This is a genomic window from Streptomyces sp. NPDC104381, assembly GCF_055583745.1.
On record NZ_JBVJNK010000006.1, the window covers coordinates 368,095 to 394,173 of the forward strand.

Below are 26,079 nucleotides of genomic sequence, written 5' to 3' on the forward strand. Positions count from 1 at the left end.
GGGTGAGACGTCGATCGGAGCGGTGCTGTTCCCGAAACCGAGGAAGAGGATCTTCCGCGCGGGCGGGCGCCGGAGGACGGCACGCCCCGGCCGCACGCCGCCGCCGGGCGCCGGGAGGGGGGCTGCTTGAATGGGAGGGTGACCCGAGCCTCCCTGGACAAGCAGCCGCACGAAGTCGCCTCGATGTTCGACGACGTGGCGGCGAACTACGACCTCACCAACGACGTGCTGTCGCTCGGCCAGGCGCGGCTGTGGCGCAAGGAGGTCGCCCGGGCCGTCGACGCCCGCCCGGCGCAGAAGATCCTCGACCTGGCGGCCGGCACCGCCACCTCCTCGCAGCCCTTCGCGCGGGCCGGCGCCTACGTGGTGCCCTGCGACTTCTCCATCGGCATGCTCCGGGTCGGCAAGAAGCGCCACCCGTGGATGCCCTTCACCGCCGGCGACGGCACGAAGCTCCCGTTCAAGGACGAGACCTTCGACGCGGTCACGATCTCCTTCGGGCTGCGCAACATCCAGGACACCGGCGCCGCGCTGAGCGAGCTGTACCGGGTCACCAAGCGCGGCGGGCGCGTGGTGATCTGCGAGTTCTCCCAGCCGACGTGGACGCCTTTCCGGACCGTCTACACGGAGTACCTGATGCGCGCGCTGCCGCCGGTGGCGCGGGCGGTGTCCTCCAACCCGGACGCCTACGTCTACCTCGCCGAGTCCATCCGCGCCTGGCCCGACCAGGCCGGCCTCGCGGCGCTGCTGCAGAAGGCCGGCTGGTCGGACGTCGCCTGGCGCAACCTCACCGGCGGAGTCGTGGCACTCCACCGGGGCGTACGCGCCTGACCCCGCGGGGGCTCAGAGCTCCAGCCGGAAGCAGTACGCCTCCTGCTTCGACACCGGGGACGTGTACGTCTCGGCCCGCCGCATGCCGAGACGTACGGCCACCGCCACCGAGCGGGCGTTCCGCGTGTTGATCATCGCCACGACCTCCGGCACCCCGAGCGCCCTCATCCGCTCCAGCGTGGCCCGCCCGGCGGCCGTCGCGTAACCGTGCCCCCACGCGGCCCGGCCCAGCCGCCAGCCGATCTCTATCTCGCCGACCGGCCCGAACGACACGTGCGGCCACGGCTGGGCGCCCGTGAAGCCGAGGACCTCACCCGCGTCGTCCAGCAGGGTCCACAGACAGTGGCCGAGCTCCGCGTCGTGCCGGCGCTGGCGGGCGGTCAACTCCTCGTACACGGAGTACTCCGCGGGGCGTCCGCCGTGGAACTCCATCACCTCCGGATCGTGGAAGGCGCGGTACCAGGCCAGGGCGTCCTCGTCGGTGGGGACGCGCAGATGTACGGACGGGGCGGTGTCAGGCACGTGCGGCATCGGGGAGCCCTTCGGGAGGTTGATCAGCAGGCACCCATAGACTGCACGCGACATGTGCCGCGCGGCACGCGAATTCGAGTCTTCGGGAGATCCGACCGTGACCGAGCCCCTCTCCGAGCACAGCGCGGACGTGATCGTCGTCGGAGCGGGCCCAGCCGGCTCCACGACCGCGTACTACCTCGCCAAGGCCGGACTCGACGTCCTCCTGCTGGAGAAGACGGCCTTCCCGCGCGAGAAGGTCTGCGGCGACGGCCTCACGCCGCGCGCCACCAAGCAGCTCGTCTCCATGGGCATCGACATCTCCGAAGAGGCCGGCTGGCTGCGCAACAAGGGCCTGCGCATCATCGGCGGCGGCGTCCGCCTCCAGCTGGACTGGCCGGACCTCGCCTCGTACCCGGACTACGGTCTGGTCCGCAAGCGCGACGACTTCGACGAGCAGCTGGCCCGCCAGGCACAGAAGGCCGGCGCCCGGCTGTACGAGCGCTGCAACGTCGGCGAGCCGATCAAGGACGAGCGCACCGGCCGCATCACCGGCGTCCACGCCAAGCTCGGCGAGGAGAAGACCCCGGTCACCTTCCACGCCCCGCTCGTCGTCGCCGCCGACGGCAACTCCACGCGGCTCTCCCTCAACATGGGCCTGCACCGCCGCGAGGACCGCCCGATGGGCGTCGCCGTCCGTACGTACTTCACCTCGCCCCGCCACGACGACGACTACCTGGAGTCCTGGCTGGAGCTGTGGGACCGGCGCGGCGCCGAGGACCGTCTGCTGCCCGGCTACGGCTGGATCTTCGGCATGGGCGACGGCACGTCCAACGTCGGCCTCGGCATCCTCAACTCCTCCTCCGCCTTCAAGGAGCTCGACTGGCGCGAGGTGCTCAAGGCCTGGTGCGCCTCGATGCCGGAGGACTGGGGCTACACCCCGGAGAACATGACGACGCCGATCCGCGGCGCCGCGCTCCCGATGGCCTTCAACCGCCAGCCGCACTACACCAAGGGCCTGCTGCTCGTGGGCGACGCGGGCGGCCTCGTCAACCCGTTCAACGGCGAGGGCATCGCGTACGCCATGGAGTCGGGCCAGATCGCGGCGGACGTCATCGTCCAGGCCCACGCCCGCGCCACCCCCGCCCAGCGGGAACTGGCCCTCCAGCACTACCCGAAGGTCCTCAAGGACACCTACGGCGGCTACTACACGCTGGGCCGCGCCTTCGTGAAGATGATCGGCAACCCGAAGGTCATGAAGGTCGCGACGCAGCGCGGTCTGACCCACCCCGTCCTGATGAAGTTCACGCTGAAGATGCTGGCCAACCTCACCGACCCGACGGGCGGCGACGCCATGGACCGCATCATCAACGGCCTCTCGAAGGTCGCCCCGAAGGCCTGACCACCGCACGGCGATCCGGGCGGCCTCCGGACCGGGAGGCCGCCCGGACCTCTGCGATAGGTTTGCGGACCATGCGGGCACCGGGGACAGGGAACGGCGGAAGGCACCGTCTGCTGGGGGCGGCGGGGGCGGCGGGGGCGACGGCGGCCGTCGCGGGCGGCTGGGCCGTCGGGACGCTGCCCGCCCACGACCCGTGGGGGCTCTGGGTGCCGCACGGCACCGCCGTCACCGCGGCCGGCTACGCCCTGGCGTACGGCGGGCTGACCGTGCTCGTCATCGCCTGGTGGCTGTACGGCCGGACGGGCGCGGGCGTACGGGAGAGCCTGGTCACCCTGGTGTGGTGGGCGGCGCCGTTCGTGCTGGCCCCGCCGCTCTACAGCGCCGACGTCTACAGCTACATCGCCCAGGGCGCGATGGTCCTCGAAGGCCACGACGTCTACGAGACGGGCCCCTCCGTCCTGGATCCCGCCGGGCCGGGCGGGGACGCCGCCGCCAGCGTCGGCGGCCACTGGACCGACACCCCGGCGCCGTACGGGCCGTTCTTCCTCCTCCTGGCGCGAGGCGTGGCCTGGGCGACCGGCGGCACGATCGTGCCCGCCGTCCTGGCGATGCGGCTGATCGCCCTGGCGGCACTGGCGTTGATCGCCTGGGCGCTGCCGCGTCTGGCGCGGGAGCACGGCCGCAGCCCGGGCGCCGCGCTGTGGCTGGGCGCCCTGAACCCGCTGCTGCTGATGCACGTGGCGGGCGGGCTCCACAACGACGGGCTGATGATCGGGCTGATGCTGGCGGGCGTCGTGCTCGCGCTGCGCGGCCGGTGGGCCGGCGGTTCGGTGCTCATCGGGCTCGCCATGATGGTCAAGACCCCGGCGGCGGTGGCGCTGCTGTTCGTCGCCGTCCTGGTGGGCCGGGCCGCCGGCGGAGGGCTCGTACGCCGGGCGGCGAAGGGGCTTGCCGGGCCGGGCGCGGTGGCCGGGGCGGTCGTGGTGCTGATGACGCTGCTCGGCGGGACCGGCTTCGGCTGGGTGGGCACCCAGGGCGTCGCGGGGCGGATCCACACCGCGCTCTCGATGACCAGCGATCTGGGCCTCGGCCTCGGTGAACTCCTGCGGTTGCTCGCCGGGACCGACCCGGACCCGGTGAAGGCCGCCGTGCAGAACCTCGGCCTCGCCGCCGGGGTCGCCCTGATCCTGCTGCTGGCCTGGCGCTCCGCCGCCGGGCGGCTGGAGGCCGTGCACGGGCTGGGACTCGGTCTGGTGGCCCTGGTGGCGCTCTCCCCGATGGTGCAGCCGTGGTACCTGCTCTGGGGGACGGCCGTGCTCGCGGCGACGGCGGCCGACAGCAGGGTCCGGGACGTGCTCGTCGTGCTCTCGGCGGCACTCGTCTACGAGACGCAGCCCTCGGGCTCCACCCCGCCGTACGGCTTCGTGCTCGCCGGACTCACCTGTGCGGCCGGGGCGCTGCTCCTGCGCCGGGAGCGGGCCGGCGCGCACGGGCGGCCCGTACTGCCCGGTCAGCGCCGGGCCGAGGACAGCACGGCCGGACTCCGTACCGGGGTGTGAGGCGTCCGGACACGGCGAAGGGCCGTCACCCCGGATGCGGGTGACGGCCCTTCGCCGTGCTCAGGCCCGCTCGGGCGGGCAGAGCTTGTGAATCAGAGAACGCGGACGGCGCCCGACGGCGGGTCGTAGTCCAGGGACTTCTGCACGACACCGGTGCTGGAGTTCTGCGCGCCGACGAACTGGCCGCCGCCCACGTAGATCCCGACGTGGTACGCGCTGCCGGCGCCGCCCCAGTACAGGATGTCGCCGGGCTGGAGGTTGTCGAGCGAGACCTGGGTCCCGGCGGTCGACTGGCTCTGTGAGACGCGCGGCAGGTCGATGCCCACCGAGCCGAAGGCGGCCTGGACCAGACCCGAGCAGTCCCACGAGTTCGGGCCGGTGCCGCCGGAGACGTACGCGTCGCCGATCTGGGACTGCGCGAACGCGATGACGGACGCGGCGGACCCGGTGGCGCTGGACGACGACGAGGAGGACGAGCCGGAGGAGCCGGTGGAGGCGCTGAGCGTGGTGCGCTCGGCGGTGCGGGAAGCGCGCTCGGCGGCCTCCGCCTTTGCCTTGGCGGCTGCTTCGGCCTTCTTCTTGGCCTCCGCCTTGCGGACCGCCTCGGCCTTGGTCTTCTTGGCGGTCTTGGCGGCGGTGGCGGCCGCGGCGTCCTCGTGGGCCTGCGTCTCGAGGTCGAGAGCGACCGCCTGGGTCGCCTGCGCGGACGCGGCGACGGAAGTGGAGAGCCCGGCCGTGATGGTGGGCATCTCGATGGTCTGGGTCACCGGCTCGGCCTGGGCCGGGCCCGCGGCACCTGCGACCGCGATGGTGCTGAGGACGCCACCGGCAACTCCTGCCCGCAGCGCCGTCTTCGAGGCACGCTGGCGGGGCTTCCGGTGGCTGGGTATGTGAGCGGTGTGGGACATGAGTACTAGCGCTATCAGGGCTGTAGGGGTCCCATCAAGAAACGTGTGTTGCGACACAGTTACGTTCGGAATCTGTGAATCCGCTTATTACGGGGCCTTATTGACGCCCTAACGGGCAAAACGGGCACGCTTGTGCATGCCTGTGATCACGGCGTTCTTTCAATACGCCCGAATTGCCCGTCGCTTACCATCCGTTCACACGGTTGGCCAAGCCCGCTTCTCTTGGAGCCCGCATGGAGTGGTGCAGGTCACAGCATGAGTCTTCCGTGTGAGGCAACCGCGCGACCACGCGCCGCGTGCGGAGCGGGGCCGGCCCGCCCCGCGTCCGGCGGCCGCCCGGAAGATCGTGAATGCGTGCGCATTGTCCACATCGGTACCGGAGGCCCCCCGTCCGAGTGGCCCCGAACTTCGGGCGGCTCCTATATCACCGCCTCGGTGTCCACCGCCAATTTGCTTGTAGTGGCCGTCGATTGATAGAGCCAGGCGCCTTTGACCAGCGGTAACGCCGCGAGATGTCACGTCTCGTAACCGCACGGCCGCTTCGCGTACGAAGATCACTGCTCATACGACTTCATGATCGTTCGTCAGGTGGTGGAGATCACAAAGACGTTGCTGTACCCCGTGTCGCAGATCACAGGACGGCAGGCATAGGATGCGGGGCAGTCGGGCTTGTGAACTGCCTCACATGTGCACGATCTTGATGAGGTGGCGAGCCGGTCGCCCGATGCGGTCCAACGGTCAAGGACGACTGGAAGGAGCGAGGAGCGTGAATGCCTACGCGCCCATCCTCGTGCTCGGCGCCCTCGGGGCAGGGTTTGCGATCTTCTCCGTGGTCATGGCCACGCTTATCGGCCCCAAGCGGTACAACCGGGCAAAGCTCGAAGCGTACGAGTGCGGTATCGAACCCACCCCCACTCCAGCCGGAGGCGGCCGTTTCCCCATCAAGTACTACCTGACGGCGATGCTGTTCATCGTCTTCGACATCGAGATCGTCTTCCTCTATCCCTGGGCGGTCACCTTCGACGCCCTGGGGATCTTCGGGCTCGTGGAGATGCTGCTCTTCGTGCTCACCGTCTTCGTCGCCTACGCGTATGTGTGGCGCCGGGGCGGCCTGGAATGGGACTGAGGGGCTGAGGGGCACACCATGGGACTCGAAGAGAAGCTGCCGAGCGGCTTTGTGCTGACCACCGTCGAGCAGGCCGCCGGCTGGGTACGGAAATCCTCCGTCTTCCCCGCCACCTTCGGCCTCGCCTGCTGCGCCATCGAGATGATGACGACCGGCGCGGGGCGGTACGACCTGGCCCGTTTCGGGATGGAGGTCTTCCGCGGATCACCGCGGCAGGCGGATCTGATGATCGTGGCAGGACGGGTCAGCCAGAAGATGGCACCCGTCCTGCGGCAGGTCTACGACCAGATGCCGAGCCCCAAGTGGGTCATCTCCATGGGGGTTTGCGCATCGTCGGGTGGAATGTTCAACAATTACGCCATTGTTCAGGGTGTTGATCACATCGTCCCGGTCGACATCTATCTGCCGGGGTGCCCGCCGCGCCCCGAGATGCTGATCGACGCCATTCTCAAGCTCCACCAGAAGATCCAGGGCTCCAAGCTCGGGGTCAACGCGGAGGAGGCCGCCCGCGAGGCGGAGGAGGCGGCGCTCAACGCACTCCCCCTGATCGAGATGAAGGGGCTGCTGCGATGAGCGACGAGCAGAACGGCGGCGGGCAGGTGCCCGTCCCGCGCGACGACTCCGGTGAGGTCATCGGCGTACGCAAGGGGATGTTCGGCGCCAACAACGGCGGCGACACCTCCGGCTACGGCGGACTCGTCCGCACGGTGACCCTGCCCGGCGCCACCTCCCGGCCGTACGGCGGCTGGTTCGACGAGGTGGCCGACGAACTGGAAGGGGCCCTGGAGGAGCAGGACCTGCTCCCGGACAACGCCATGGAGAAGACGGTCGTCGACCGGGGCGAGATCACCTTCTTCGTCGCCCGCGAGCACCTGGTCCAGGTCGCCCGCACCCTGCGCGACGACCCCGCCCTGCGCTTCGAGCTCTGTACGGGCGTCAGCGGCGTCCACTACCTGGGCGACAAGGGGCGCGAGCTGCACGCGGTCTACCACCTGCGCTCGCTCACCCACGGGCGGCTGATCCGCCTGGAGGTGTCGGCGCCGGACAGCGACCCGCACATCCCGTCCCTCGTCGGGGTCTACCCGACCAACGACTGGCACGAGCGCGAGACCTACGACTTCTTCGGCCTGATCTTCGACGGGCACCCCGCCCTGACCCGGATCATGATGCCGGACGACTGGCAGGGCTTCCCGCAGCGCAAGGACTACCCGCTCGGCGGCATCTCCGTCGAGTACAAGGGCGCCCAGATCCCGGCTCCGGACCAGCGGAGGTCGTACAGCTGATGACCACTCCCCACGCAACTCCCAGGGCGACCACCGAGGGGACCGTATATACGGTCACCGGCGGCGACTGGGACGAGGTCGTCGAGTCCGCCGCCAAGTCGGACGACGAACGCATCATCGTCAACATGGGTCCCCAGCACCCGTCCACGCACGGCGTGCTGCGGCTGATCCTGGAGATCGACGGCGAGACCGTCACCGAGGCCCGCTGCGGCATCGGCTACCTCCACACCGGCATCGAGAAGAACCTCGAATTCCGGAACTGGACGCAGGGCACCACCTTCGTCACGCGCATGGACTACCTCACCCCGTTCTTCAACGAGGCGGCGTACTGCCTCGGGGTCGAGAAGCTCCTCGGCATCGAGGACCAGATCCCGGACCGGGCCACCGTGCTGCGCGTGCTCCTGATGGAGCTCAACCGGATCTCCTCGCACCTGGTGTGCATCGCCACCGGCGGCATGGAGCTCGGCGCCACGACGATCATGATCTACGGCTTCCGCGACCGTGAACTCGTCCTGGATCTCTTCGAGCTGATCACCGGCCTCCGGATGAACCACGCGTTCATCCGGCCCGGCGGCCTCGCCCAGGACCTGCCCATGGGTGCGATCGACCGGCTCCGCGAGTTCGTGAAGACCATGAAGAAGAACCTGCCGGAGTACGACAAGCTCGCCACCGGCAACCCCATCTTCAAGGCCCGTATGCAGGACGTCGGCTATCTCGACCTGACCGGCTGCATGGCGCTCGGCGCCACCGGCCCGGTCCTCAGGTCCGCCGGCCTCCCGCACGACCTGCGCAAGACCGATCCGTACTGCGGCTACGAGACCTACGACTTCGACGTCCCCACCGCGGACACCTGCGACGCCTACGGCCGCTTCCTCATCCGGCTGGAGGAGATGCGCCAGTCGCTCAGGATCGTCGAGCAGTGCCTGGAACGGCTGGAGCCGGGCCCGGTCATGGTCGCCGACAAGAAGATCGCCTGGCCCGCGCAGCTCGCGCTGGGACCCGACGGGCTCGGCAACTCGCTGGACCACATCAAGAAGATCATGGGCACCTCCATGGAGGCCCTGATCCACCACTTCAAGCTGGTGACCGAGGGCTTCCGGGTCCCGGCCGGGCAGACGTACACCGCCATAGAGTCCCCCAAGGGCGAACTGGGCGTGCACGTCGTCTCGGACGGCGGCACCCGCCCCTTCCGGGTCCACTTCCGCGACCCGTCCTTCACCAATCTGCAGGCCATGGCGGCGATGTGCGAGGGCGGCCAGGTCGCCGACGTCATCGTCGCCGTCGCGTCCATCGACCCCGTGATGGGAGGCGTCGACCGGTGACCGCGTCCAACCAAGAAGTCAGCCTGGGGATGCCGCAGCTCCCCGCCCCCGCCTATCCGGCCGAGGTGCTCGCCCGCCTCGAAGCGGACGCGAAGGAGGTGATCGCCCGCTACCCCGGCAGCCGTTCCGCCCTCCTGCCCCTGCTCCACCTGGTGCAGTCCGAGGAGGGATACGTCTCCCGTACGGGCATGGCGTTCTGTGCCGACCAGCTCGACCTCACCACCGCCGAGGTCACCGCCGTCGCCACCTTCTACACGATGTACCGGCGCAAGCCGAGCGGCGACTACCAGGTCGGGGTCTGCACCAACACCCTGTGCGCGGTGATGGGCGGCGACGCCATCTTCGACCAGCTCAAGGAGCACCTGGGCGTCGGCAACGACGAGACGACCGACGACGGCAAGGTCACCCTCGAACACATCGAGTGCAACGCGGCCTGCGACTTCGCGCCCGTCGTGATGGTCAACTGGGAGTTCTTCGACAACCAGACGCCCGAGAGCGCGACCCGCCTCGTCGACGACCTGATCGCCGGCCGCACCGTCGAACCCACCCGCGGCGCGCCCCTGTGCACGTACAAGGAGACCGCCCGGATCCTGGCCGGCTTCCCCGACACGCGCCCCGGCGCCGTCGAGGCGAGCGGCGGGGCGGGCGCCGCCTCGCTGATCGGTCTGAAGCTGGCCAAGGGCGAGGCCGCACCGCACGCGCGCGTGGTCGGACAGCGGGGCGAGACACCCCGGGACGAAACGCCGCAGAAGGGCGCCGAGCACCTCAGCTCGCACGACGCACCGCAGCAGACGTCGGCCTCCGACCCGGACAACCCGGCCGGGCCCGCCGCCGAGGAGGGGGAGTGATGACCTTGGCAGCCGAGATCGACAAGAACGGGACCAGCCCGGAGAAGCTCCTGGCCCCCGTCCTCTCCTCCTTCTGGGACGAGCCGGAGTCCTGGACGCTGGACACCTACCACCGCCACGACGGTTACGAGGGCCTGCGCAAGGCCCTCGCCATGGAACCCGACGACCTCATCGCGTACGTCAAGGACTCCGGTCTGCGCGGACGCGGGGGCGCGGGCTTCCCCACCGGGATGAAGTGGCAGTTCATCCCGCAGGGCGACGGCAAGCCGCACTACCTCGTGGTCAACGCCGACGAGTCGGAGCCCGGGACCTGCAAGGACATCCCGCTCCTCTTCGCCAACCCGCACAGCCTCATCGAGGGCATCGTGATCGCCTGTTACGCGATCCGCTCCTCGCACGCCTTCATCTATCTGCGCGGTGAGGTCGTCCCCGTCCTGCGGCGGCTGCACGAAGCCGTGCGCGAGGCGTACGAGGCGGGCTACCTGGGGACGAACATCCTCGGCTCCGGGCTCGACCTGGAACTCACCGTGCACGCGGGCGCGGGCGCCTACATCTGCGGCGAGGAGACCGCGCTGCTCGACTCGCTCGAAGGACGGCGCGGCCAGCCCCGGCTGCGCCCCCCCTTCCCCGCGGTCGCCGGTCTGTACGCCTGCCCCACCGTGGTGAACAACGTCGAGTCCATCGCCTCGGTTCCCGCGATCCTGAACAAGGGCAAGGACTGGTTCAAGTCGATGGGCAGCGAGAAGTCCCCTGGCTTCACGCTGTACTCGCTCAGCGGACACGTCACCAGCCCCGGCCAGTACGAGGCGCCGCTCGGCATCACGCTCCGTCAGCTGCTCGACATGAGCGGCGGCATGCGGGCCGGGCACCGCCTGAAGTTCTGGACCCCCGGCGGCTCCTCCACCCCGATGTTCACCGACGAGCACCTCGACGTCCCGCTGGACTACGAGGGCGTCGGCGCCGCCGGATCCATGCTCGGCACCAAGGCGTTGCAGTGCTTCGACGAGACGACCTGCGTGGTGCGGGCCGTCACCCGCTGGACCGAGTTCTACGCCCACGAGTCCTGCGGCAAGTGCACACCCTGCCGCGAAGGCACGTACTGGCTGGTCCAGTTGCTCCGCGACATCGAGGCCGGCAAGGGCGAGATGGCCGACCTCGACAAGCTCAACGACATCGCCGACAACATCAACGGCAAGTCGTTCTGCGCCCTCGGTGACGGTGCCGCCTCACCGATCTTCTCCTCGCTGAAGTACTTCCGCGAGGAGTACGAGCAGCACATCACCGGCAAGGGCTGCCCCTTCGATCCGGCCAGGTCGACCCTCTGGGCCGACGACAAGGACGACAAGAACACTCACCGGGGGGTGAACGCATGACAGTCACCACGAGTGCGCCCTCCGGGGGCGGCGAGGCGGCCGTTCCGCCCGAGGACCTCGTCACGCTCACGATCGACGGCATCGAGATCAGCGTGCCCAAGGGCACCCTGGTCATCCGCGCCGCCGAGCTGCTCGGCATCGAGATCCCGCGCTTCTGCGACCACCCGCTCCTCGACCCGGCCGGCGCCTGCCGGCAGTGCATCGTCGAGGTCGAGGGCCAGCGCAAGCCGATGGCGTCGTGCACCATCACGTGCACCGACGGCATGGTCGTGAAGTCGCAGATCACCTCGCCCGTGGCGGAGAAGGCCCAGAAGGGGGTGATGGAGCTCCTGCTCATCAACCACCCGCTGGACTGCCCGGTCTGCGACAAGGGCGGCGAGTGCCCCCTGCAGAACCAGGCGATGTCGCACGGCGGCGCCGACTCCCGCTTCGACGGGAAGAAGCGCACCTTCGAGAAGCCCGTCCCGATCTCCACCCAGGTGCTGCTGGACCGCGAGCGGTGCGTGCTCTGCGCGCGCTGCACCCGGTTCTCCAACCAGGTGGCGGGCGACCCGATGATCGAGCTGATCGAGCGCGGGGCGCTCCAGCAGGTCGGCACCGGCGAGGGCGACCCCTTCGAGTCGTACTTCTCCGGCAACACCATCCAGATCTGCCCGGTCGGGGCGCTGACCTCGGCGGCGTACCGCTTCCGCTCCCGGCCCTTCGACCTGGTGTCGACGCCGTCCGTCTGCGAGCACTGCGCCGGCGGCTGCGCGACCCGGACCGACCACCGGCGCGGCAAGGTCATGCGGCGGCTCGCCGCCAACGACCCCGAGGTCAACGAGGAGTGGCTCTGCGACAAGGGCCGCTTCGGCTTCCGCTACGCCCAGCAGCGCGACCGGCTCACCACCCCGCTCGTACGCAACGCGGACGGGGTGCTGGAGCCGGCGAGCTGGCCCGAGGCGCTGGAAGCCGCGGCGGCCGGACTCTCCGGGGCGCGCGGCAGGGCCGGGGTGCTCACCGGCGGCCGGCTGACCGTCGAGGACGCCTACGCGTACAGCAAGTTCGCCCGGGTCGCCCTCGACACCAACGACATCGACTTCCGGGCCCGCGTCCACAGCGGTGAGGAGGCCGACTTCCTCGCCGCCCGGGTCGCGGGACGCGGACGGGACCTGGACGGGAGCGGGGTCACCTACACGGCGCTGGAGAAGGCGCCGGCCGTGTTGCTGGCCGGCTTCGAGTCCGAGGAGGAGGCGCCCGGCGTCTTCCTGCGGCTCCGCAAGGCCTTCCGCAAGCACGGGCAGCGGACGTTCGCGCTCGCCTCGCACGCCAGCCGGGGCCTGGAGAAGGCGGGCGGCACCCTGCTCCCCGCCGCGCCGGGCACCGAGACCGAGTGGCTGGACGCCCTCGCAGGCGGGGTCGGCCTGGACGCCGACGGGGCCGCCGCGGCCGAGGCGCTGCGCGGCGAGGGCGCCGTGATCGTGGTGGGCGAGCGGCTCGCCGCGGTGCCCGGCGGGCTGACCGCCGCGCTGCGCACCGCCACCGCCACCGGGGCCGCACTGGTGTGGATCCCGCGCCGGGCCGGCGAGCGCGGCGCACTGGAGGCGGGCGCGCTCCCGTCGCTGCTGCCCGGCGGCCGTCCCGCGACGGACCCGCGGGCCCGGGAGGAGGTGGCGTCCGTCTGGGGTGTCGCCGAACTCCCCACCGGTTTCGGCCGGGACACCGGCCAGATCCTGGAGGCCGCGGCCACCGGTGAGCTGGCCGCGCTGCTGGTCGCGGGCGTCGACCCCGAGGACCTGCCCGACCCCGCGGGGGCGCTGCGGGCGCTGGACGAGGTCGGCTTCCTGGTCTCGCTGGAGCTGCGGCCCGGCGCGGTCACCGAGCGCGCCGACGTGGTCCTGCCCGTCGCGGCCGTCGCGGAGAAGGCTGGCACCTTCCTCAACTGGGAGGGCAGGGCGCGGATGTTCGAGGCCGCGCTGAAGCCCGAGCAGCTGCCGAGGACGCTCTGCCCGACCGACGCGCGGGTGCTGCACATGCTGGCCGACGCCCTCGACGTACGCCTCGCGCTGCCCGACCTGAGGGCGGCCCGGCGCGAGCTCGACCGGCTCGGCGGACGGCAGGGCGGCTTCGCCGACGACCCGCGCGCGACGTCCCGCCCGGTGCCCCGGCCCGGTGACGGCGAGGCGGTCCTCGCGGGCCACCGGATGCTGCTCGACCGGGGCCGGCTCCAGGAGGGCGACGAGGCGCTGGCCGGCACCCGGCACGCGGCCGTCGCCCGGCTCTCCCCGGCCACCGCCGCCGAGTCCGGGGTGAAGGACGGCGATCTGCTGGCCGTCACCGGCCCCGCCGGCACCACCGAACTCACCCTGGCGGTCACCGAGATGCCGGACCGGGTGGTGTGGGTGCCGCTCAACTCCGTCGGCCGGGGCGTCCCCGCCGACACCGGCGCCCAGCCGGGCGGACTGGTCCGGATCGGTCCCGCCGCCCCGGGCTCCCACGTCGCGACAACGGAGGTAGGAGAGTGACCGGCCTCGACCGACTCGCCGCGGCACCGGGCGGCACCGTCCTCGCCGCCGAGGACCTCTCGATGTTCGGCACGGACCCCTGGTGGCTCGTCGTCGTCAAGGCGGTGTTCTGCTTCGCGTTCCTGATGGTGACCGTGCTCTTCTCCATCGTGTGGGAGCGCAAGGTCGTCGCCTGGATGCAGCTGCGCATCGGCCCCAACCGGCACGGCCCCTGGGGCATGCTCCAGTCGCTCGCCGACGGCATCAAGCTGATGCTCAAGGAAGACGTCGTCGTCAAGCGCGCCGACAAGGTCGTCTACATCCTGGCCCCGATCGTGGCCGCCGCACCGGCGTTCATGGCGATCGCGGTGATCCCGTTCGGCCCGGCCGGCAACGAGGTCTCGATCTTCGGCCACCGTACGACGATGCAGCTGACCGACCTGCCGATCGCGATGCTGTACATCCTCGCGGTCGCCTCGGTCGGCATCTACGGCATCGTGCTGGCCGGCTGGTCCTCCGGATCGACGTACCCGCTGCTCGGCGGTCTGCGCTCCTGCGCCCAGATGATCAGCTACGAGATCGCGATGGGCGCCGCGTTCGCCTCGGTGTTCCTCTACTCGGGGTCGATGTCGACGTCGGAGATCGTGGCCGCCCAGGAGGACCGCTGGTTCGTCCTCCTGCTGCCGGTCTCCTTCATCATCTACATCGTCACGATGGTCGGCGAGACCAACCGCGCGCCGTTCGACATGCCGGAGTCCGAGGGCGACCTCGTCGGCGGCTTCAACACCGAGTACTCGTCGATCAAGTTCGCGATGTTCATGCTCGCCGAGTACGTCAACATGGTCACCGTCTCCGCGGTCTCCGTGACCCTCTTCCTGGGCGGCTGGCGGGCCCCGTACCCGGTCAGCACCTTCTGGGAGGGCGCGAACCACGGCTGGTGGCCGATGCTCTGGTTCGTCGTCAAGGTCCAGCTGCTCCTCTTCTTCTTCATCTGGCTGCGCGGCACGCTCCCACGCGTCCGCTACGACCAGCTGATGAAGCTCGGCTGGAAGGTCCTGATCCCGGTCTCCGTGGTCTGGCTGATGCTGGTCGCCACCGTCCGGGCGCTGAACAACGAGGGCTACGACTACTCGAAGATCCTGCTGTACGTCGCCGGAGCCGTGATCGCGGTCCTGCTGATCTCCTTCGTCGCCGACACGTTCCGCGACCGCAAGGCGAAGGCCGCCGAGGAGGCGGCCGGACCGGAGCCGGCGTTCGACCCGATGGCGGGCGGATTCCCCGTGCCGCCGCTGCCCGGCCAGACGCTGCCGCCGGTGCCCCGCAGGGGACCGCGACGCGAGCGGGAGCTCGTTGTCAGTGGCGGGCCGGATACTCAGAGTGACGACCATGTGGGTGCGAGTGACGGAAGGGAGGCCGACGGTGTCTGAGCCATCAGACCCCTCAGGGGAGAAGTTCCAGAATCCTGTGGCCGGCTTCGGCGTGACCTTCAAGGCCATGTTCAAGAAGCGGCTCACCGAGCAGTACCCGGAAGCGCAGAAGGTGACGGCGCCGCGCTTCCACGGCCGGCACCAGCTCAACCGCCATCCGGACGGGCTGGAGAAGTGCGTCGGCTGCGAGCTCTGCGCCTGGGCGTGTCCGGCGGACGCGATCTACGTGGAGGGCGCGGACAACACCGAGGAGGAGCGCTACTCCCCGGGAGAGCGCTACGGCCGCGTCTACCAGATCAACTACGCGCGCTGCATCCTGTGCGGACTCTGCATCGAGGCGTGCCCCACCCGGGCCCTGACCATGACCAACGAGTTCGAGCTCGCCAACACCACCCGCGAGAGCCTCATCTACACCAAGGACGAGCTGCTCGCGGGGCTGGAGGAAGGCATGGTCGACAGCCCGCACGCGATCTTCCCCGGCATGGACGAACAGGACTACTACCGGGGCCTGGTGGCCGAGGCCGCTCCTGGCACGGAGCGTCAGGCCGCCGTCTCCAAGGGAGAAACGGACAAGGAGGTGGACGTATGACCGCCGGCCTGGCCGCAGCGGCCACCACCACCTCGACCGGCGAGGCCGTCCAGTTCTGGATCCTCGGCACCGTCGCCGTCATCGGCGCGCTCTCCACGGTCCTGATGAAGAAGGCGGTGCACAGCGCGCTGTCGCTCGCCGGCACCATGATCGTGCTGGCGGTCTTCTACCTCGCCAACGGCGCCTACTTCCTGGGCATCGTGCAGATCGTCGTCTACACCGGCGCGATCATGATGCTCTTCCTCTTCGTGGTCATGCTCGTCGGCGTCACCGCGGCGGACTCCCTGAAGGAGACGCTCAAGGGACAGCGCTGGCTGGCCGCCGCCTGCGGACTCGGCTTCGGCGTACTGCTGATCGCCGGCATCGGACAGGCGTCCCTGAAGACCTTCAACGGCCTGGGGGCGGCGAACACCCGGCACGGCGGCAACGTCGAGGGCCTCGCCAACCTCATCTTCACCAAGTACGTCTTCGCGTTCGAGATCACCGGCGCCCTGCTGATCACGGCGACCGTCGGCGCGATGCTGCTCACCCACCGCGAGCGCACCGAACGCGCCAGGACACAGCGCGAGCTGTCCCAGGACCGGGTGCGCAGCAGCCATGTGCCGCCGCTGCCGGCCCCCGGCGTCTACGCCCGGCACAACGCCGTGGACATCGCGGGTCTGCTCCCGGACGGCACCCCGTCCGAGCTCACCGTCATGCAGACGCTGCGGCAGCGCGGTCAGATCCGCGACGTGTCCGACGAGTCGCTCGCCGACCTCAAGGCGCTGGAACAGCGCTCGGGGGAGCGGCTCGGCCGCGGACCGGCCCGTGACCAGGCGGAAGAAGAGGAGGAGGTCTCCCAGTGAATCCCGTCAACTACCTCTACCTCGCGGCCCTTCTGTTCACGATCGGCGCCTCCGGCGTGCTGATCAGGCGGAACGCGATCGTGGTGTTCATGTGCATCGAGCTGATGCTCAACGCCTGCAACCTCACGCTCGTCGCGTTCTCCCGGATGCACGGCAACCTCGACGGCCAGATCATCGCCTTCTTCACGATGGTCGTCGCCGCCGCGGAGGTCGTCATCGGGCTCGCGATCATCGTGTCGCTGTTCCGCTCCCGCCACTCGGCCTCGGTCGACGACGCCAGCCTGATGAAGCTGTAAGGGGTCGGAATCGTGGAAAACCTGATTGCGCTGCTGGTCGCGGCGCCTCTGCTCGGAGCGGCGGTCCTGCTCTGCGGCGGCCGCCGGCTGGACCGCGCCGGACACTGGATCGGCACGGTGCTCGCCGCCGCGTCGTTCGTCGTCGCGGTCGTCCTCTTCACCGACATGCTGGGCAAGGGCGCCGAGGACCGCGCCCTGCACCAGAAGCTGTTCAGCTGGATCCCCGTCGAGGGGTTCCAGGCCGACGTGGCCTTCCAGCTCGACCAGCTGTCGATGACGTTCGTCCTGCTGATCACGGGTGTGGGCACGCTGATCCACATCTACTCCATCGGCTACATGGAGCACGACGAGCGCCGCCGCCGCTTCTTCGGCTATCTGAATCTGTTCCTCGCGGCGATGCTCATCCTGGTCATCGCCGACAACTACCTCCTGCTGTACGTCGGGTGGGAGGGCGTCGGCCTGGCGTCGTACCTGCTCATCGGCTTCTGGCAGCACAAGCCCAGCGCGGCGACCGCCGCGAAGAAGGCCTTCCTGGTCAACCGGGTCGGCGACATGGGCCTGTCCATCGCGATCATGCTGATGTTCACCACCTTCGGCACGTTCGCCTTCGGGCCGGTGCTGGAGGCGACCGGGGAGACGAGCGAGGGCAAGCTCACCGCGATCGGCCTGATGCTGCTCCTCGCCGCCTGCGGCAAGTCGGCCCAGGTGCCGCTGCAGTCCTGGCTCGGTGACGCGATGGAGGGCCCGACCCCGGTCTCGGCCCTCATCCACGCCGCCACGATGGTGACCGCGGGCGTCTACCTCATCGTCCGCTCCGGTGCCATCTTCAACGCGGCGCCCGACGCCCAGCTGGTCGTCGTGGTCGTCGGTGCCGTCACGCTCCTCTTCGGTGCGATCGTCGGTTGCGCGAAGGACGACATCAAGAAGGCCCTCGCCGGCTCGACGATGTCGCAGATCGGCTACATGATCCTCGCGGCGGGCCTCGGCCCCATCGGCTACGTCTTCGCGATCATGCACCTGGTGACGCACGGCTTCTTCAAGGCCGGGCTCTTCCTCGGCGCCGGTTCGGTCATGCACGGCATGAACGACGAGGTGGACATGCGGAAGTACGGCGGCCTGCGGAAGTTCATGCCGGTCACCTTCGTCACCTTCGGCCTCGGCTACCTCGCGATCATCGGGTTCCCCGGCCTGTCCGGCTTCTTCTCCAAGGACAAGATCATCGAGGCGGCCTTCGCCAAGGGCGGCACCGAGGGCTGGATCCTCGGCGCGGTCACCCTGCTGGGCGCCGCGATCACCGCGTTCTACATGACGCGCGTGATGCTGCTGACGTTCTTCGGGGAGAAGCGCTGGCAGCCCACTGCGTCCGATGGCGGCTCCGCCGCGGGGTCGGGCCATGAGCCGCACCCGCACGAGTCACCGAGGTCCATGACGATCCCGATGATCGTGCTGGCCTTCGGATCGGTCTTCGCCGGAGGGTTCTTCTCCATCGGCGACCGCTTCCTGCACTGGCTGGAGCCCGTCACCGGCCACGACCACGGGCACGCCCCGGTCAGCGCGACCACCGTCACCGCCGCCACCATGGTGGTGCTGGTCATCGGTGTCGCCATCGCCTGGGCGATGTACGGGCGCAGGCCCGTCCCCGCCGTCGCCCCGCGCGGTTCGCTGCTCACCAGGGCGGCCCGCCGGGACCTCCTCCAGGACGACTTCAACCACGTGGTCCTGGTGCGCGGCGGCGAACACCTCACCCGCTCCCTGGTCTACGTCGACCACACGCTGGTCGACGGCGTCGTCAACGGCACGGCCGCTTCCATGGGCGGGCTCTCCGGCCGGCTGCGCAAGCTGCAGAACGGCTACGCCCGCTCCTACGCGGTCTCGATGTTCGGCGGTGCGGCGGTCCTCATCGCCGCGACCCTGCTGATGAGGGCGGTCTGATCCCATGTCCTTTCCCCTCCTGACAGCGACGGCGGCGCTCCCGGCGATCGGCGCGATCGCCACCGCCGCCGTCCCGGCCGCCCGGCGCACCGCCGCCAAGTGGCTCGCCCTGGTCGTCTCGCTGGCGACGCTGGTCCTGGCCGGCATCGTCTTCGCCCGCTTCGAACCGGGCGGCGACCGCTACCAGCTGACCGAATCGCACGCCTGGATCAAGGACTTCGGAGTCCGGTACGAACTGGGCGTCGACGGCATCGGGGTGGCGCTCCTCGCGCTCACCGCGCTGCTGATCCCCTTCGTCGTCCTGGCCGGCTGGCACGACGCCGATCCCCTGGAGACGAACTCCAGCCGCTGGCGCCCCACCCAGGGCTTCTTCGCCCTGATCCTGATGGTGGAGGCGATGGTGATCCTCTCCTTCACGGCCACCGACGTCTTCCTCTTCTACATCCTCTTCGAAGCCATGCTCATCCCGATGTACTTCCTCATCGGCGGCTTCGGGGACCGGGCGCACTCCGGCAGCGACGAGAACGCCGCGGCGCAACGCAGCTACGCCGCGGTGAAGTTCCTCCTCTACAACCTGGCCGGCGGGCTCATCATGCTGGCCGCCGTCATCGGGCTCTACGTCGTCGCGGGGAGCTTCTCGCTCTCCGAGATCGCCGAGGCCCGCGCCAACGGCTCCCTGTCCATGGCGACCTCGACCGAGCGGTGGCTGTTCCTCGGGTTCTTCTTCGCCTTCGCGGTGAAGGCCCCGCTCTGGCCGCTGCACACCTGGCTGCCCAACGCCATGGGGGAGGCCACCACCCCGGTCGCCGTCCTGATCACCGCCGTCGTCGACAAGGTCGGCACCTTCGCGATGCTCCGCTTCTGCCTCCAGCTGTTCCCGGAGGCCAGCAAGTGGGCGACGCCGGTGATCCTCGTCCTGGCGCTGATCTCCATCGTCTACGGCGCGCTGCTCGCCGTCGGCCAGCGCGACATCAAGCGGCTCATCGCCTACGCGTCGATCTCGCACTTCGGGTTCATCGTGCTCGGCATCTTCGCGATGACCAGCCAGGGCCAGTCGGGCGCCACGCTCTACATGGTCAACCACGGGATCTCGACGGCCGCGCTGATGCTGGTCGCCGGATTCCTGATCACCCGGCGCGGCTCGCGCCTCATCGCCGACTACGGCGGGGTGCAGAAGGTGGCGCCCATCCTGGCGGGGACCTTCCTCATCGGCGGCCTGGCCACCCTCTCGCTGCCCGGACTCGCCCCGTTCGTCAGTGAGTTCCTGGTCCTGGTCGGCGCGTTCAGCGCGTATCCGGTGGTCGGCATCATCGCCACCGTCGGCATCGTGCTCGCCGCGCTGTACGTCCTCGTCCTCTACCAGCGGACGATGACGGGACCGGTCAGGGAGCCGGTCAGGGGCATGCCCGACCTCAAGGCCCGTGAGCTGGTGGTGGCCCTTCCGCTGATCGCCCTGCTGATCTTCCTGGGCGTCTTCCCGAAGCCGCTCACCGAGGTCGTCAACCCGGCGGTCCAGCACACCATGCACGACGTACAGAAGAAGGACCCCCAGCCCGAGGTGGAGGCCGCCAAGTGAGCGCAACAGCTGTCCACAGCCTGTGGACGACGGCGAGCGGGGTGACATCGGCCGCCCCGGGCGACAGGTTCACCGCTCCGACCATCGAGTACGCCCAACTGGCACCCGTCCTGATCGTCGTCGGTGCCGCCGTGCTCGGGGTCCTGGTCGAGGCCTTCGTCCCGCGACGGGCCCGCTACACCACCCAGGTGTTCCTGACGATCGTCGCGATCGCCGCCGCTTTCGCCGCGGTGGTGGGGCTCGCCGCCGACGGGTACGCCACGAAGAACGCCCACATCGCCGCGATGGGCGCCGTGGCCGTCGACGGACCCGCCCTGTTCCTCCAGGGCACCATCCTGCTGGTCTCCGTGGTCTCGGTCTTCACCTTCGCCGAGCGGCGCCTCGACCCGGCCTCGCACGGCAGCCGAGTGGACTCCTTCGCCGCCCAGGCCGGTTCGGTGCCCGGCAGCGACGGGGAGAAGGCCGCGGTCAAGGCCGGGTTCACCACCACCGAGGTCTTCCCGCTGGCCCTCTTCTCCGTGGCGGGCATGCTGGTCTTCCCGGCGGCCAACGACCTGCTGACGCTGTTCATCGCGCTGGAGGTCTTCTCGCTGCCGCTCTACCTCCTGTGCGCCGTCGCCCGTCGCAAGCGGCTGATGTCCCAGGAAGCGGCCGTGAAGTACTTCCTGCTCGGCGCCTTCTCCTCGGCGTTCCTGCTCTTCGGGATCGCCCTGCTCTACGGTTACGCGGGCACCGTCTCGTACGCCGGCATCGCGAACGTCGTCGACGGCAGCGTCCAGCAGATCGACCCGGCGCTCGCCGGGACCATGGGCAACGACGCGCTGCTGCTGATCGGCGGGGCGCTGCTCCTCATGGGGCTGCTGTTCAAGGTCGGCGCGGTCCCGTTCCACATGTGGACCCCGGACGTCTACCAGGGAGCCCCGACCCCGGTCACCGGCTTCATGGCGGCCGCCACGAAGGTCGCCGCGTTCGGCGCCCTGCTCCGCCTGCTGTACGTGGTGCTGCCCGGCCTCACCTGGGACCTGCGCCCCGTCATGTGGGGGGTCGCGATCGTCACGATGCTGGGCGGGGCGGTCGTCGCGATCACCCAGACCGACATCAAGCGGCTCCTCGCCTACTCCTCGATCGCCCACGCCGGCTTCATCCTCGCGGGTGTCATCGCGGCCAGCCCGGAGGGCATCTCCTCGGTCCTCTTCTACCTCGGGGTGTACTCCTTCGTGACCGTCGGCGCCTTCGCCGTCGTCACCCTGGTGCGGGACGCCGGCGGCGAGGCCACCCACCTCTCGAAGTGGGCCGGTCTCGGCCGGCGCTCGCCGCTGACCGCGGCGGTCTTCGCCGTGTTCCTGCTGTCCTTCGCCGGGATCCCGCTCACCTCGGGCTTCTCCGGCAAGTTCGCCGTCTTCAAGGCGGCGGCGGACGGCGGCGCGAGCGGCCTCGTCGTCGTCGGTGTGATCTCGTCGGCCATCGCCGCGTTCTTCTACATCCGGGTCATCGTCCTGATGTTCTTCAGCGAGCCGAAGGCGGACGGCCCCACGGTCGCCGTCCCGTCCCCGCTGACGATGACCACGATCGCGGTCGGCGTCGCCGTGACCCTGGTGCTGGGCCTGGCCCCGCAGTACTTCCTGGACCTGGCGAGCCAGGCGGGCGTGTTCGTGCGGTAACGACGAAAACGCGCTGCGACGCCGGACGGGCTCGGAAAGTCAAGCCCGTCCGGCGTTGTCGTACGTGGCGCCTATGGTTGCTGTGGACGGGTGAAGACGGACGGACGGGCGCGACCATGAGTGTGACGACCGAGAGCGCTGCGCAGCAGACGCTGCACCGGGTGTTCGGGTACGAGGCGTTCCGCGGCGAGCAGGGCGCGGTGATCGAGCATGTCGTCGGCGGCGGCGACGCGGTCGTGCTCATGCCCACCGGTGGCGGCAAGTCCCTCTGCTACCAGATCCCCGCCCTGGTCAGGCCCGGCACCGGCGTCGTGATCTCCCCGCTGATCGCGCTCATGCAGGACCAGGTGGACGCCCTGCGCGCGCTCGGCGTCCGCGCCGGCTTCATGAACTCCACGCAGGACTTCGACGAGCGCCGCTCGATGGAGGCCCAGTTCGTCGCGGGCGAGCTCGACGTGCTGTATCTGGCCCCCGAGCGGCTGCGCCTCGACTCCACGCTCTCGCTGCTGGCCCGGGGCGAGATCTCCGTCTTCGCCATCGACGAGGCGCACTGCGTCGCCCAGTGGGGCCACGACTTCCGCCCCGACTACCTCGCCCTGTCCGTGCTGGGGGAGCGCTGGCCCGACGTGCCCCGGATCGCGCTGACGGCCACGGCGACCGACGCCACCCACCGGGAGATCACCCAGCGCCTGGGCATGCCCGAGGCCAAGCACTTCGTCGCCAGCTTCGACCGGCCGAACATCCAGTACCGCATCGTGGGGAAGTCCGACCCCAAGAAGCAGCTCCTGACCTTCCTCAAGGAGGAGCACGCGGGGGACGCCGGCATCGTCTACTGCCTCTCGCGCAACTCCACGGAGAAGACCGCCGAATACCTCTGCCGCAACGGCATCGAGGCCGTGCCGTACCACGCGGGCCTGGACGCCTCCACGCGTGCCGCCCACCAGTCGCGGTTCCTGCGCGAGGAGGGCCTGGTGGTCGTCGCGACGATCGCCTTCGGCATGGGCATCGACAAGCCCGATGTGCGCTTCGTGGCCCACCTGGACCTCCCCAAGTCCGTCGAGGGGTACTACCAGGAGACCGGCCGCGCGGGCCGTGACGGGGCACCGTCCACGGCCTGGATGGCGTACGGACTCCAGGACGTCGTCCAGCAGCGCAAGCTGATCCAGGGCGGCGAGGGCGACGAGGCGTTCCGGCGCCGGGCCGCCTCGCACCTCGACTCGATGCTGGCCCTCTGCGAGACCGTCCAGTGCCGCCGGGCCCAGCTCCTGACGTACTTCGGCCAGGAGCCAGGCGAGCAGGCCTGCGGGAACTGCGACACCTGCCTCACGCCGCCCGAGACCTGGGACGGCACGGTCGTCGCCCAGAAGCTGCTGTCCACGGTCGTCCGGCTGAAGCGCGAGCGGAACCAGAAGTTCGGCGCCGGTCAGATCATCGACATCCTGCTGGGCCGCCGTACGGCGAAGGTCATCCAGTTCGACCACGACCAGCTCTCGGTCTTCGGCATCGGCGAGGAGCTGGCCGAGGCGGAGTGGCGGGGCGTGGTCCGCCAGCTGCTGGCGCAGGGGCTGCTCGCCGTCGAGGGGGAGTACGGCACGCTGGTGCTGACGGAGGCGAGCGGCTCGGTGCTCGGCCGGGAGCGCGAGGTGATGCTGCGCAAGGAGCCGAAGCGGCCGACGACGCGGTCGTCGTCCGGCGGCGAGCGCAAGAGCAAGGCCGCGGCGGTGGCCGACCTCCCCGCCGAGGCCGTCCCGGTCTTCGAGGCGCTGCGCGCCTGGCGCGGCGCCCAGGCCAAGGAGCTGGGCCTCCCGGCGTACGTGATCTTCCACGACGCGACGCTGCGGGAGATCGCGGCCCTGCGTCCGGGCTCGCTCGCGGAGCTGGGCGGGGTCAGCGGGCTCGGCGAGAAGAAGCTCGCGACGTACGGCGAGGGAGTGCTGGAGGTGCTGGCAGGCCTGGACACCCCTGCCCCGGCGGACCCAGCCCCGGCGGACCCTGCCCCGACGGCCCCGGCCCCGGGCACCGCCTCTGCCGCGCCGTCCCGGCCGGTCTCCCAGGCTCCTGCCCCGGACCCGGAGTTCGGCTGGGACGAGGAGCCGCCGGAGTTCGACTGAGCGGGGCCGGGCCTGCGGACAGAGATTCCGGAGAGACGACCTCGACGGCCGGCCGCCCACGGGCGGGACCGCCCACCGCGGTTCGGGCCCGCGGCCTCAGCCCCCGTCGCCGCCCCCGGCCTGCGCCGCCTTGTCCTGGCGCACATTGCGGTGCACGGCCAGGGCCGGCCACTCCTCACGGGCCAGGGCCCGCGCCGCCCTCCGCGTGCCGCGGTCGCCCTCCCGTACCACCGAGGCAGCTCCACCGCCGCCGCCAGTGCCGCGAGCAACCGCCCCCGCCGGTCCGGGTGGCCCGCGGCCCGGGACTCCTCGAACCGCTGTCGCACCTGCTGCGCCGGGGACGCGGCGCCCGCCGGATGGCGGTGGTACGGGAACAGGCCGAGGAAGCGGCGGGCCTCCCTGCGCAGGACACCGCGCTCCACCAGGGCGTCCAGATACAGCCCTTCCGCCCGCCGCCCGGACTGCCGTACCCAGCGCCGGGCCGGGATCCCCGACCCGGATCTGCTCTTGCCGGCCGGCGGAAGGCTTCCCAGGAACGCCGCCAGCAGGGGATCCGGCGGGTCCAGCGGCTTCACGACCACCACCCGGCCGCGCTCCTCGGCCACCCGCCCCTGGAGCTCCAGCTCCGCCAGGACCGCCCCCGCGACCCCGTACTCCAGGAACCGGCCCCGGCAGTGCGGCTTGCCGCGTACGGGATCGAGGGCGAGCAGCAGCAGCTCCTCGGGGAGCGTGAGCGCGGCCTCGTTCACGGCGCCGGGACGATCCGGCCGGTGACCTCGCCCAGGCCGACCCGGGTGCCGTGTGGTCCGGGCGCCCAGGCGGTCAGGGTGACGGTGTCGCCGTCCTCCAGGAACGTCCGCTTGCCCTCGGACAGGTCCAGCGGATCGCGGCCGTTCCAGGTGAGTTCGAGCAGGGACCCGCGCTGGCCGGGCTCCGCGCCGCTGACCGTCCCGGAGCCGTACAGGTCCCCGGTGCGCAGCGAGGCGCCGTTCACCGTCATCTGCGCGAGCTGCTGCGCCGCCGTCCAGTACATGGAGGCGAACGGCGGCTCCGCGACGGTCTGCCCGTTGATCTCCACCGAGATCCGGATGTCGAAGCCGCCCGGCTCCTCGTCGTCCGCGTCCTCCAGATACGGAAGCAGCTCCTCGTCACGCGCGGGCGGCGCCGTGCGGGCCGCGTCCAGGGCCTCCAGCGGAGTCACCCACGCCGACACGGAGGTGGCGAAGGACTTCCCGAGGAACGGGCCCAGCGGCACGTACTCCCAGGCCTGGATGTCCCGGGCCGACCAGTCGTTCAGCAGGGAGAGCCCGAAGACATGGTCGCGGAAGTCACCGAGCGCCACCGGGGAGCCCTGCTCGGAGGGGACTCCGACGACGAAGCCGACCTCGGCCTCGATGTCCAGCTTCACCGACGGGCCGAACACCGGGGCGGGATCGGACGGCGCCTTGCGCTGCCCGGACGGGCGCACCACGTCGGTGCCGGAGACGACGACCGTGCCGGCCCGCCCGTGGTAACCGATCGGCAGGTGCTTCCAGTTGGGCGTGAGGGCCGCGCCGTCGGGACGGAAGATCCGGCCCACGTTGGTGGCGTGGTGCTCGCTGGCGTAGAAGTCGACGTAGTCCGCGACCTCGTACGGCAGGTGCAGGGTCACCTCGTCGAGCGGATACAGCAGCGGCTCCAGGTCCGGCCGGTGGGACGGCACCGTCACCCACGCCGTCAGGGCCCGCCGCACATCCCGCCACGCGGTGCGCCCCGCCGCCAGCAGCGGCGTCAGGCTCGGCTGCGCCAGCAGTCTGGCGTAGGGCGAGCCGAGTGCGTGGGCCGCCGCCCCCGCGTCCAGCACGTGTTTGCCTACACGGACTCCGATCCTTCGGTCCTCGGGGTGTCCAGGGGTGGAGAACACGCCGTACGGAAGGTTGTGCGGACCGAAGGGATCGCCCTCGGCCAGGTCGAGCGGGCTGCTCTGCTCGGGCATCTGTCGCTGCCCCTTTCCAGTC

Annotated in this window: 21 protein-coding genes and 1 pseudogene; 18 read left to right on the plus strand and 4 right to left on the minus strand. The window is 70.5% G+C overall.

The annotated features are described in order from the left end of the window. Positions 1–138 precede the first annotated feature (138 nt). A complete protein-coding gene (locus tag ACZ607_RS22810; protein WP_469737282.1) occupies positions 139–831 on the plus strand; it encodes a demethylmenaquinone methyltransferase in 693 nt (230 codons plus the stop codon). 12 nt (positions 832–843) lie between these two features. On the opposite strand, the gene ACZ607_RS22815 is transcribed toward ACZ607_RS22810, so the two are convergent. Continuing rightward, positions 844–1,362, minus strand: a complete 519-nt coding sequence (locus ACZ607_RS22815; RefSeq protein WP_469737284.1) for a GNAT family N-acetyltransferase — start codon at positions 1,360–1,362, stop codon at positions 844–846. Between the two features lie 97 nt (positions 1,363–1,459). On the opposite strand from ACZ607_RS22815, the gene ACZ607_RS22820 reads away from it, so the two are divergent. Next, on the plus strand, positions 1,460–2,743 hold the full coding sequence (locus ACZ607_RS22820; protein ID WP_469737286.1) for a geranylgeranyl reductase family protein: 1,284 nt from the start codon (positions 1,460–1,462) through the stop codon (positions 2,741–2,743). Between the two features lie 71 nt (positions 2,744–2,814). Then, complete coding sequence (gene mptB, locus ACZ607_RS22825) at positions 2,815–4,302, plus strand: polyprenol phosphomannose-dependent alpha 1,6 mannosyltransferase MptB (RefSeq protein WP_469737288.1); 1,488 nt, start codon at positions 2,815–2,817, stop codon at positions 4,300–4,302. Positions 4,303–4,394: 92 nt separating this feature from the next. Here mptB and ACZ607_RS22830 read toward each other — a convergent pair whose 3' ends face one another. Further along, positions 4,395–5,210 carry a C40 family peptidase gene (locus tag ACZ607_RS22830; protein WP_469737290.1) on the minus strand — a complete coding sequence of 272 codons (816 nt, stop codon included), beginning with the start codon at positions 5,208–5,210 and terminating at the stop codon, positions 4,395–4,397. Between the two features lie 766 nt (positions 5,211–5,976). Here ACZ607_RS22830 and ACZ607_RS22835 point away from each other — a divergent pair. The 15 genes from ACZ607_RS22835 (at position 5,977) to recQ (ending at position 24,082) form a co-directional block, all read left to right on the plus strand. Next, the gene (locus ACZ607_RS22835) at positions 5,977–6,336 is read left to right on the plus strand and encodes an NADH-quinone oxidoreductase subunit A (RefSeq protein WP_003992243.1); all 360 of its coding nucleotides are present in this window, start codon (positions 5,977–5,979) and stop codon (positions 6,334–6,336) included. Positions 6,337–6,354: 18 nt separating this feature from the next. Next, positions 6,355–6,909 carry a NuoB/complex I 20 kDa subunit family protein gene (locus ACZ607_RS22840; protein WP_069171248.1) on the plus strand — a complete coding sequence of 185 codons (555 nt, stop codon included), beginning with the start codon at positions 6,355–6,357 and terminating at the stop codon, positions 6,907–6,909. Beyond that, on the plus strand, positions 6,906–7,619 hold the full coding sequence (locus tag ACZ607_RS22845) for an NADH-quinone oxidoreductase subunit C (protein ID WP_469737292.1): 714 nt from the start codon (positions 6,906–6,908) through the stop codon (positions 7,617–7,619). The genes ACZ607_RS22840 and ACZ607_RS22845 overlap by 4 nt, the downstream gene beginning before the upstream one ends. After that, positions 7,619–8,941, plus strand: coding sequence for an NADH-quinone oxidoreductase subunit D (locus ACZ607_RS22850; protein WP_147958981.1), 1,323 nt, complete (start codon positions 7,619–7,621; stop codon positions 8,939–8,941). The genes ACZ607_RS22845 and ACZ607_RS22850 overlap by 1 nt, the downstream gene beginning before the upstream one ends. Positions 8,942–8,970: 29 nt before the next feature. Continuing rightward, the gene (gene nuoE / locus ACZ607_RS22855; protein WP_469737294.1) at positions 8,971–9,789 is read left to right on the plus strand and encodes an NADH-quinone oxidoreductase subunit NuoE; all 819 of its coding nucleotides are present in this window, start codon (positions 8,971–8,973) and stop codon (positions 9,787–9,789) included. Then, positions 9,789–11,162, plus strand: a complete 1,374-nt coding sequence (nuoF, locus tag ACZ607_RS22860) for an NADH-quinone oxidoreductase subunit NuoF (RefSeq protein ID WP_469737296.1) — start codon at positions 9,789–9,791, stop codon at positions 11,160–11,162. The genes nuoE and nuoF overlap by 1 nt, the downstream gene beginning before the upstream one ends. Next, the gene (locus tag ACZ607_RS22865; protein ID WP_469737298.1) at positions 11,159–13,666 is read left to right on the plus strand and encodes an NADH-quinone oxidoreductase subunit G; all 2,508 of its coding nucleotides are present in this window, start codon (positions 11,159–11,161) and stop codon (positions 13,664–13,666) included. The genes nuoF and ACZ607_RS22865 overlap by 4 nt, the downstream gene beginning before the upstream one ends. Continuing rightward, positions 13,663–15,072: an NADH-quinone oxidoreductase subunit NuoH gene (gene nuoH, locus ACZ607_RS22870; protein ID WP_469737300.1), complete on the plus strand. Its 1,410-nt coding sequence runs from the start codon at positions 13,663–13,665 to the stop codon at positions 15,070–15,072. Before ACZ607_RS22865 ends, nuoH begins: the two co-directional genes overlap by 4 nt. Further along, positions 15,032–15,661, plus strand: coding sequence for an NADH-quinone oxidoreductase subunit NuoI (gene nuoI, locus ACZ607_RS22875; protein ID WP_469737302.1), 630 nt, complete (start codon positions 15,032–15,034; stop codon positions 15,659–15,661). The genes nuoH and nuoI overlap by 41 nt, the downstream gene beginning before the upstream one ends. Further along, the gene (locus ACZ607_RS22880) at positions 15,658–16,506 is read left to right on the plus strand and encodes an NADH-quinone oxidoreductase subunit J (protein WP_469737304.1); all 849 of its coding nucleotides are present in this window, start codon (positions 15,658–15,660) and stop codon (positions 16,504–16,506) included. Before nuoI ends, ACZ607_RS22880 begins: the two co-directional genes overlap by 4 nt. After that, positions 16,503–16,802 (plus strand): NADH-quinone oxidoreductase subunit NuoK, encoded by a 300-nt coding sequence (gene nuoK / locus ACZ607_RS22885; RefSeq protein WP_099173920.1) that lies wholly within the window; start codon positions 16,503–16,505, stop codon positions 16,800–16,802. Before ACZ607_RS22880 ends, nuoK begins: the two co-directional genes overlap by 4 nt. A 12-nt stretch (positions 16,803–16,814) precedes the next feature. Further along, positions 16,815–18,734, plus strand: a complete 1,920-nt coding sequence (gene nuoL, locus ACZ607_RS22890; RefSeq protein ID WP_469737306.1) for an NADH-quinone oxidoreductase subunit L — start codon at positions 16,815–16,817, stop codon at positions 18,732–18,734. A 4-nt stretch (positions 18,735–18,738) separates the two neighbouring features. Beyond that, positions 18,739–20,310, plus strand: coding sequence for an NADH-quinone oxidoreductase subunit M (locus ACZ607_RS22895; RefSeq protein ID WP_469737308.1), 1,572 nt, complete (start codon positions 18,739–18,741; stop codon positions 20,308–20,310). Next, complete coding sequence (nuoN, locus tag ACZ607_RS22900; protein ID WP_469737310.1) at positions 20,307–21,971, plus strand: NADH-quinone oxidoreductase subunit NuoN; 1,665 nt, start codon at positions 20,307–20,309, stop codon at positions 21,969–21,971. Before ACZ607_RS22895 ends, nuoN begins: the two co-directional genes overlap by 4 nt. 116 nt (positions 21,972–22,087) lie before the next feature. Then, positions 22,088–24,082, plus strand: a complete 1,995-nt coding sequence (recQ, locus tag ACZ607_RS22905) for a DNA helicase RecQ (protein WP_469737312.1) — start codon at positions 22,088–22,090, stop codon at positions 24,080–24,082. 96 nt (positions 24,083–24,178) lie between these two features. On the opposite strand, the pseudogene ACZ607_RS22910 reads toward recQ, so the two are convergent. Both ACZ607_RS22910 and fahA read right to left on the minus strand, forming a co-directional pair. Then, positions 24,179–24,831, minus strand: a pseudogene (locus ACZ607_RS22910) (GOLPH3/VPS74 family protein). Next, positions 24,828–26,057 carry a fumarylacetoacetase gene (gene fahA, locus ACZ607_RS22915; RefSeq protein ID WP_469737314.1) on the minus strand — a complete coding sequence of 410 codons (1,230 nt, stop codon included), beginning with the start codon at positions 26,055–26,057 and terminating at the stop codon, positions 24,828–24,830. Before fahA ends, ACZ607_RS22910 begins: the two are co-directional and overlap by 4 nt. Between the last annotated feature and the right edge of the window lie 22 nt (positions 26,058–26,079).